General features: G+C 38.9%; 10 protein-coding genes. 7 read left to right on the plus strand and 3 right to left on the minus strand.

What is annotated here, in order from left to right:
* The 7 genes from BQ7314_RS00070 to BQ7314_RS00100 all read left to right on the plus strand — a co-directional run.
* Positions 1-1,784, plus strand: a 1,784-nt coding sequence (locus tag BQ7314_RS00070; protein ID WP_174481669.1) for an efflux RND transporter permease subunit, incomplete at its 5' end; no start/stop codon positions are given.
* Positions 1,785-1,872: 88 nt separating this feature from the next.
* Positions 1,873-2,277: a DUF4332 domain-containing protein gene (locus tag BQ7314_RS00075; protein ID WP_174481670.1), complete on the plus strand. Its 405-nt coding sequence runs from the start codon at positions 1,873-1,875 to the stop codon at positions 2,275-2,277.
* 544 nt (positions 2,278-2,821) lie between these two features.
* Positions 2,822-3,850, plus strand: coding sequence for a M14 family zinc carboxypeptidase (locus BQ7314_RS00080; protein WP_174481671.1), 1,029 nt, complete (start codon positions 2,822-2,824; stop codon positions 3,848-3,850).
* Complete coding sequence (locus tag BQ7314_RS00085; RefSeq protein WP_174481672.1) at positions 3,843-4,589, plus strand: alpha/beta fold hydrolase; 747 nt, start codon at positions 3,843-3,845, stop codon at positions 4,587-4,589. The genes BQ7314_RS00080 and BQ7314_RS00085 overlap by 8 nt, the downstream gene beginning before the upstream one ends.
* A 68-nt stretch (positions 4,590-4,657) precedes the next feature.
* The gene (olsF, locus tag BQ7314_RS00090; protein ID WP_174481673.1) at positions 4,658-6,391 is read left to right on the plus strand and encodes a bifunctional ornithine lipid synthase OlsF; all 1,734 of its coding nucleotides are present in this window, start codon (positions 4,658-4,660) and stop codon (positions 6,389-6,391) included.
* A gap of 455 nt (positions 6,392-6,846) precedes the next feature.
* Positions 6,847-7,860 (plus strand): NAD(P)/FAD-dependent oxidoreductase, encoded by a 1,014-nt coding sequence (locus BQ7314_RS00095; RefSeq protein ID WP_174481674.1) that lies wholly within the window; start codon positions 6,847-6,849, stop codon positions 7,858-7,860.
* Positions 7,861-7,869: 9 nt separating this feature from the next.
* Positions 7,870-8,352, plus strand: a complete 483-nt coding sequence (locus BQ7314_RS00100) for a sterol desaturase family protein (protein ID WP_245394860.1) — start codon at positions 7,870-7,872, stop codon at positions 8,350-8,352.
* A 26-nt stretch (positions 8,353-8,378) separates the two neighbouring features.
* Here BQ7314_RS00100 and BQ7314_RS15710 read toward each other — a convergent pair whose 3' ends face one another.
* Genes BQ7314_RS15710 through BQ7314_RS00110 form a run of 3 tightly spaced genes read right to left on the minus strand, consistent with a single transcriptional unit; the run spans position 8,379 to position 8,831 of the window.
* Positions 8,379-8,486 carry a type II toxin-antitoxin system YafQ family toxin gene (locus tag BQ7314_RS15710; RefSeq protein WP_245394861.1) on the minus strand — a complete coding sequence of 36 codons (108 nt, stop codon included), beginning with the start codon at positions 8,484-8,486 and terminating at the stop codon, positions 8,379-8,381.
* Between the two features lie 20 nt (positions 8,487-8,506).
* Complete coding sequence (locus BQ7314_RS15715) at positions 8,507-8,659, minus strand: type II toxin-antitoxin system RelE/ParE family toxin (protein WP_245394862.1); 153 nt, start codon at positions 8,657-8,659, stop codon at positions 8,507-8,509.
* Positions 8,646-8,831: a type II toxin-antitoxin system RelB/DinJ family antitoxin gene (locus BQ7314_RS00110; protein WP_174481675.1), complete on the minus strand. Its 186-nt coding sequence runs from the start codon at positions 8,829-8,831 to the stop codon at positions 8,646-8,648. Before BQ7314_RS00110 ends, BQ7314_RS15715 begins: the two co-directional genes overlap by 14 nt.
* Positions 8,832-8,885 lie beyond the last annotated feature (54 nt).

Below are 8,885 nucleotides of genomic sequence, written 5' to 3' on the forward strand. Positions count from 1 at the left end.
AAATAAAGTTTATGAGTTGCATCATTATAATTCTTAAATTGAACTTGCCTAAATTAATTTGTGCTCATTCCTTAGAAGGTATTGCAGGACGATTATTTGCCCCTCTTGGATATTCCTACATTCTGGCAATTTTAATGTCATTAATCGTTGCTCTAACGCTAACACCTGCCCTTTGCTTTATTCTGTTAAGTAATAACATACAATTTAATACCACACCGCCGCTTATTAGATTTTTAACTCCTTTATATACACGCTTCTTGAGTGCTATTGCCGCGCACTTCAAACTAATTGCACTTATTAGTTTGGCTATATCAATTGTTATGTTGAGTCAATTTTTTACGCTCGGCAATAAGTTTTTGCCTGAATTACGTGAAGGTCACTATATAATCCACACAACCAGCATTCCGGGCACGTCTTTACAAGAATCCATTCGTCAGGGTAAGCAAATCACCGCACTGCTGCAAGAAATCCCACAAATTGAATCTATTTCTCAATGGGCAGGACGGGCAGAACGCGGCGTTGATACCTATGGCAGCCATTACAGCGAATATGAAGTGCGCCTGAAACCTATATCTGGTGCAGGCCAACAAGCCGTATTAGAACAGATACGTGATATTCTAGCCGGTTTCCCCGGACTATTATTTGAAGCAAATACCTTTTTAACTGAGCGCATAGACGAAACAATTTCCGGCTATACCTCGCCCATTGTGGTTAATATTTATGGTAATGACTTAAATCAGTTGGATAAAAAAGCCCAAGAAGTCGCCTCATTGATGCAAGAAATTTTAGGCGCGACGGATATACAATTACGCTCACCTCCCGGCACACCACTTATTCAAATTCACCTTAATCAAGAAAAACTCAAATTCTGGGGCATACAAGCTCAACAAATTATGCAAACCATTCAAGCTTATAAGGGGCAAGTAGTCGGTAAGCACTTACAAGGCAACCGTAGTTACAATATTACGGTTACCTTACAAGCTGAATGGCTGCAATCCCCCGATCTTATCGGTCAATTACCGATCCGTACACTTAGCGGAAAACTGATTACTCTCGATGAAGTGGCTGATATAAAACATAATGAAGGGCGTTACAATATTTTGCATCAAAATGCACAAAGAAGGCAAAGTATTACCTGCAATGTGAAGGGCCGTGATATTGCATCTTTTATGCAAGAACTCAAAGCTAAAATCAGCCAAAACATAAGCTTTGAAGATAACACTTACCCAGAATATACCGGTGCTGCCATCGAACAAGCTCAAGCCAAACAAAACTTAATCTTACATTCGCTACTGGCAAGTATAGGTGTACTGATTTTTATTTATATCCCCATTAACAACCTACGTCATGTAGCGATTACTTTAGCTAACATTCCCTTTTCACTCGTTGGTGGTATAACAGCAGTCATTTTAATGGATGCCACCTTATCCGTTGGCTCCATTATTGGCTTTATTACCTTATTTGGCATCACCGTGCGCAATAGCATTATGTTATTGTCGCACTATCAACATCTAGTGGAGTACGAGGGCTTAGAGTGGAATGCAGAAACCATGCTAAAAGGCGCTCAAGAACGTTTACCCTCAATACTGATGACCGCATTAGTGACCGCATTAGCCATGTCACCTATCGCCTTTAATAGTGATAATCCAGGCTTGGAAATTATGGGACCGATGGCGGCCATTATTATAGGTGGGCTTACTTCTTCAACTTTACTTAATTTACTATTATTACCGCTGATGTTGCTACACTATGGTAAATTTAAAGCTATCACTAAGACTTGGTAGATCAAATGGGAACGTTTTCTCAGTCTTCTAATAAAAACGCATAATTATTACCACTTCATATAAGACTAACCAACATAGGGGAAAAAAAATGGCTAAACTATCTGATATTGAAGGTATCGGCGAAGCATACGCAACCAAGCTTACCGAGGCTGGCATTAAATCCTTAGAAGGACTGTTAACAGCTGGCTGCGAGAAAAAAGGACGTAAAGAAATAGCAAACACAACGGGCATTAGTGAAAAGCTGATTCTAAATTGGATTAATCGCGCTGATTTATCCAGAATAAAAGGTGTTAGCACTCAATATGCCGACCTACTTGAAGCCTCTGGTGTTGATACTGTACCTGAATTAGCACAAAGAAAACCAGAAAATTTACAGTTGAAAATGCTTGCAGTAAATGAAGAAAAAAACCTAGTGCGTAAAGTGCCCACTGAAGCACAAGTAAGAGACTGGGTAGCTCAAGCAAAAGAACTGCCTCGTGTTGTTAATCATTAATACCTCAATGCATACTATCAATCACGCATAATAAGAAGCGAGAGTTTAATAATACCCGAAAGTATGGCCCAGGATTTGGGTTTTTCTTCACAATCTGCTCTGCACTTGATACGGGGACGTAGACAAGTTCAGAGCAGGCTACGTAACCATATCTACTATACTGAAGACGAGCCTAAAGACTAGCGAAATGGGTGGCGGACTTGTAGCTAGTGACCTGAAGTAACTCTATCTCCAGAATAACGCATAAGATGGCAACACAACGCCTGAATGAAAAATCTACTTTCTATAAGCGGACTTGTTCATTAGAGTTTTCTAAAATAAGATCAGTTAATTTTTCTTATTTCACTCGTTAAAATTTAAAATCGCCCTAAAGACAATCATTTGTGATCAAAATAAATATATTTTTAGGCGCAGCCGATCATATTCACGGACAAGAACTCCCGTCCCAAGCAATAAAAGTATTCATTGCAATACAACTGTAACATAAGCTTGTCAGTTTGTGGTTAGAATAGGCACACACGCTTTACGACAGAAAATAGCCAAAATGACCCAGCCCTCGATTCAAAATAAGCTTTCAGAATTGCAAAAAATTGAAGCCATTATTCAGAGAGATCATAAACAATTTCTGTCCTACCAAATTCTCTGCCATGTGCCTCATGCCAACGACTTGCTCCCCGTTTATGCGCTAAGTATGGGAAATCAGAATGTTGATATACCAAGCATTACCTTTATTGGGGGGATTCATGGCCTGGAACGAATAGGTACTCAAGTTGTTTTAGCCTTTATGGAAACCTTGCTTGAACGGCTGCACTGGGATCTTAGCTTTATTGATATGTTACAGCGAGTACGTATTAATTTTCTGCCACTGATTAATCCTGTTGGTATGATAAATCATACACGTTCCAACGGTAATGGTATTGATCTAATGCGTAATGCGCCTGTTGACAGTGATGAAAAAACGGTCTGGCTAGCCGGTGGGCACCGTATTTCAGCTGCATTGCCATGGTATCGAGGTAAAGAGAATGAGACCATGCAAAAAGAGGCACAAGTGCTAAATGATTTTATTCGCCAACACGTTTTGCCATCCCCTTTTAGTGTGGTGCTGGACTGCCACTCTGGCTTTGGTTACCACAATCAAATCTGGTTTCCTTATGCTAAAAGCCGAAAAGAACCCATTAAGCACTTAGGGGAAGTTTATTTTTTGCGTAAACTTTTTATGCAAACCTACCCTTACCAAAATTACCGCTTCGAGCCGCAATCACAGCATTACCTCACTCACGGCGATTTGTGGGATCATTTATATCAACAGTCTTTAGCATACGGTAATATATTTCTGCCTCTCACTCTGGAAATGGGTTCATGGCGCTGGGTGCGTAAAAATCCATTGCAGTTACGAAAATCAACGGGGCTTTTTCATCCGACTAAACCTCACCGAATTAACCGAGTATTAAGGGGACATTTAGTGCTAATGGAATACTTAATGCAAGTCACTTTATCTTATAAAAATTGGTTAGATGAAAGCCAGACTCAGCGAATGGAAAAAGAAGCTTTAACGCTTTGGTATCATGACTGACTCTAAAATATGCTTGGTACTTATTCGTGGCTTACTGCGCGAAGCTAGGCATTGGGGAAATTTCCCTAAGATGTTACAAAACCAGTACCCTAATAAAATAATTTTAACGCCCGATATTCCTGGTAATGGGAGACTGAACACTTTAACTAGCCCTAATACCATCTCAGGTCTAACTGATGCTTTACGGCAACAGGTTCCTGATGATTACCGAGTGCAGCTAATAGCAATATCAATGGGCGGGATGATCGCAATAGATTGGATGAGTCGCTACCCAAATGAAGTCTGTTCGGCAGTTTTAATTAATACCAGTTTAAGTAATATTTCCCCCTTTTATCAACGCCTACGCTGGCAAAATTATCATAAGATTATCAAGTTATTATTGACTACGAGATGTGAGCGAGAACCGTTGATATTGGCACTTATTTCAAATAAGCATGCGCATGACTATGCACTCATAAAAGACTGGCAGCGATGGCAAAAAAACAATCCTATTTCCAGTGTTAGTGCTATAAATCAGTTACTGGCTGCGGCAAAATTTTCTGCTCGCACTATTCCTACTCAGCCTATACTTATTATTAGTAGCTCAGCTGATCGCCTAGTAGATTACCGGTGCAGCTTAAAGCTACAACAAGGTTGGAACAAGGATTACTTGCAACATAGTACGGCAGGACATGATATACCGATGGATGAGCCACAGTGGTTATTGACTGTAATAAGCAAATGGTTTGGTCAACATTAGGAGCGCTTCACATTACTGAAATATTTATTCATTAAACTGCATGATTAAACTATAAATGGACATTTATTATGATTGATGCTGAAAAAATATTGCGCGAAACCTACCCAGAATTTAAAGTCGGTAAAAAAAATAAATTTATATTGAAAGTATTAAAAACGATATGGCATGAAGACGACTTTAATGAGGTAATAGAGAAAAATCAGCATCTACGCGGCTTTGCTTTTTTAGATAAGTTTTTTAAGTATTTTAAATTTAGTTATCAGGTCAGCCCTGACTCCTATAACAATATTCCTTCAGAAGGACGTCTGGTTATTGTTGCAAACCACCCCATTGGCACTCTGGATGGCCTGGCATTGGTTAAGCTAATACGCACTGTTCGCCCTGATGTAAGGATTGTTGCTAATCAGGTGCTGTCCTATGTTGAACCTTTAAAATCAGTTTTCTTAACAGTCGATGTATTATCCGGAAAATCTAATAAACAGGCCTACAAAGCAATGTTAGCAGCCTTGAAAAATGAAGAGGCTGTTATTTTATTTCCTGCAGGGGAAGTGTCACGCATAACCCCCAAGGGAGTATATGATGGTCAATGGCAAACCGGCTTTCTAAAATTAGCAAAAAAAGCCAAGGCACCCATATTGCCCATACATATTAAAGCATCAAATTCAGCACTATTCTATGCGGCCTCAACGCTTTATAAACCGATGGGAACGATGCTACTGGTTCAAGAAATGTTTAATAAAAAAAACAAAGAACTTAAATTTAAAGTGGGTCTCCCCATCCCCTACCCAGCCTTTTCAAATGCCGAAGAAGGCAACAAAGAACTTTGTCAGCGGTTTCGTAAGCATGTATTAAACCTAGGTAAAAAACACAAAAAAGCATTATTCGAAACAATTGAAACGGTGGCTCACCCAGTCAATAGTAAAGCACTAAAAAAAGCGTTATATCAATCTCGCCTATTAGGTGAAACTAAAGATGGTAAAAAGATTTTTCTTTACCATTATCATGGTGATTGTCCTGTTATGCTAGAAATTGCACGCCTTCGAGAATTAACTTTTCGTACTGTGGAAGAAGGGACAGGTGAAAACCAAGATATTGATAAATACGATGTTTATTACTCTCACCTCGTCCTATGGGATGAACATGATTTGGAAATCGTTGGCTCTTATCGAATAGGAGATGGTCATGAAATTATGGAAAATAGGGGTGTCAATGGTTTTTATACGAGTACCTTATTTGATTTATCCGCTGCTTTTCAATGCTATTTACCGCATAGTATTGAGCTTGGGCGCAGTTTTGTTCAACCACGTTATTGGGGGCAACGAAGCCTAGATTATTTATGGTATGGAATCGGTGCTTATCTCAGGGAGAACCCTGAAATTAAATACATGTTTGGCCCTGTCAGTCTAAGCAATGCCTACCCTGAGGTAGCAAAAGATGTGTTGATTAGCTTTTATCAGCAACAATTTGGCTCTGATTTGCAATTAGCAAAAGCGAGAACCCCCTTTATTGTTTCCGAAGCTGCCCATAAGTTTGCCCAGTCTGAATTTTCGGGAGATTATAAAACAAGTTTTAAAATATTGAATAGTGAATTGAAAAAACTGGGCGTAAAAGTTCCTACTTTGTATAAACAATATGTTGAGTTATGCACTGAGCAAGGTTGCCATTTTATTGACTTCAATATAGACCCAAATTTTAATAACTGTATAGATAGCTTAGTGATGATCGAACTAAAAAATATTACTGAAAAGAAAAGACAGCGTTATATTGAAAGAGCAGTAGGTACGCCAGCGCACGCCCTATAATAGGCTTAAGGAATTCCTAGCACAAAAATTGATTCGCCCTATATTAACCCAACCATTCTCAATTTAGGATTCAGTAATAAAATAGCCGTAATTTCTCATTCAAATAAAGCGCTATAAGCGTTAGAGACCATCGCAAAATATACAGCCTTCAGCCAGTCAAATTTGCTTCGATAAATCAAGCGCACGTTTATAACCTTGGCGAATGTGTAGGCTGGAATAGTGCCAATCAATTACTGCTCTAAGTTAATGATTGATGGCATTTGAATGCGCGCATGGTATGATCATTTTCTAAGAAAATATTTATGCAGATTATCCATTTCTGTGAATTTTAGTTATACCGACCACTATCACAAAATACCTACATATAGTTAGTTATAGCAATTCCAATAAAGCGCTAAGGTTAAAAAACAACCACATTCAAGTTTGTTTCATCTTTGTTTCATCAAGGAGGCTTCATGAATATCATTATTATTGGCTCGGGTATTGCGGGCGTTACATTTGCTGAGAAATTGCGACAGTTATCTGATGCAAATATAACCCTACTTACAACCGAAACTCATGGTTATTATTCTCGGCCAATGCTCTCTCGAGGTTTTTCCAACGAAGAAATAGAGACAGCTATTATTATCAAGCCGTTTAATGCCTTGAGAGAGCAGAATATTCAGGTCATTGAAAATATTACCGTTTCAGCAATTGACCGAGATAAACGCTGTGTTTATGTCCCAGATAAGCAGGACAATAAAGCATTTAGCTACGATAAGCTCATTATTGCAACAGGCTCTTCCGCTTTTATCCCACCTCCTTTTTTACCCTACCAAGAGCATTTTTGTCTGTTTAATAGTTTGCGTGATTTAATTCAATTACGTGCTGCTCGTGCAACTATTTTACAAAATAAACAAGTACCTGAATGGGCGATTATTGGCGGCGGATTAATTGGTTGTGAAATCGCTTCTGATCTTGCTGTTGCTGGAGATAAAGTCAGTATATTTCACGCTATGGATCGGTTAATGGAGCGACAACTCATAGAAGAAGATTCTGCGGCGTTACTTTCTGTGATGCAAGATCAAAAGGTTGACGTAAAATTCAATCAACTGATAGAAAGCATTACACCTGCACAGGATAAGGTTTGCATTGAAGTTGCTGGCGACCACTTTAGGTTTAATAAAGTTATTGTTGCTTGTGGATTTAAACCTAGAATTAAATTAGCTAAAGATGCAGGTCTCGAAACTAATCGAGGCATACGGGTCAATCATTATTTGCAAACCAGTGATGAGCATATCTACGCGCTAGGCGATGTTGCTGAGTTACCAGATAATAAGTTATATGCCTACGTTTTGCCGATTCGGAAACAGGCACTGTGGTTGGCGGGTTTTTTAAGTGGGCAGGAAACTCAAGAATGGCAAGTTCCAGAGTTTAACCCGAAAGCTAAAGTACATGGCTTTGTCGCTGCTCATCCGTATACTTTTTAAAGCAATATTATGGTCTGGGCACTGCAATTTTTCTTAGGCTTGATGGTTGCGAATGCAGGTGAATGGTTTATGCATCGCTATATATTGCATTACTGGGGAAAGCAGCCAGATAGCTATTGGGCCTATCATTGGCAAGAGCATCATTATGTAGCACGACAACTGGATATGTTAGATCCAGGTTATCAAAAATGGCCTAGGCTCTGGAATACACAAGCCAAAGAATGGCTGGCTTTATTCGCTATCTTACTTTTAAATGCCCCGTTTTTCTGGTGGGCGAATGGCTATGCTTACGCTATGTACCTATCGATTATTACCTATTATATAGTACACCGCCAAGCGCATTTAAGTCGTCGCTGGGCGAAAACTTATTTGCCTTGGCATTATGAACATCACTTGTTTGATTCCAATGCGAACTGGTGTGTCACGTTTCCCTTGTTTGATTATTTAATGAAAACGCGCAGAAAACCACAGCTAGATTCTGAAGTGAATTAGGCTTATTTTTTTGCCCATCATTTCACTTAACCAAACAATTCAGTATGAGTGCCACAGCGTACCAATATTAATTCATTGGTTGCACTATTAACATCCCAAATCAGTAAAAAGTCAGGTTGAATGTGGCATTCCATATGAGGCTTCCAGTTTCCCGTTAATACATGTGTTTATGTTGTTTGGGGATAGGGATATTTTGAACAAAATAATCATTAATTAAAACTTTTAATAATTCAATATCTTTTTTCGGGTCGCGGCTTACTTTCTTTAAATCTTTTTTAAACTGGCTTTTGACTCTAGTGCTGAGCATCACTCAGCACCTCATTAAATAGATCATCTACAGAATCATACGTCTTTTCAGTTACGTTTTCCTTCATTGCCTCTAGTGTTACCTTATTAGGTATTTTAAGCTCAATAGGGAATTCCTGACGTAAGGAAACCTGCGTCAAAAATAAACGAATGTAAGCGTCTATTCTCCCCACCTAGACAAACATCCCCAATTACTTTAAAGGCTTGATTTTTTCAGTTAAGTTCCA

The organism is methanotrophic endosymbiont of Bathymodiolus puteoserpentis (Logatchev) (assembly GCF_900128525.1).
Lineage (GTDB): Bacteria > Pseudomonadota > Gammaproteobacteria > Methylococcales > Methylomonadaceae > Methyloprofundus.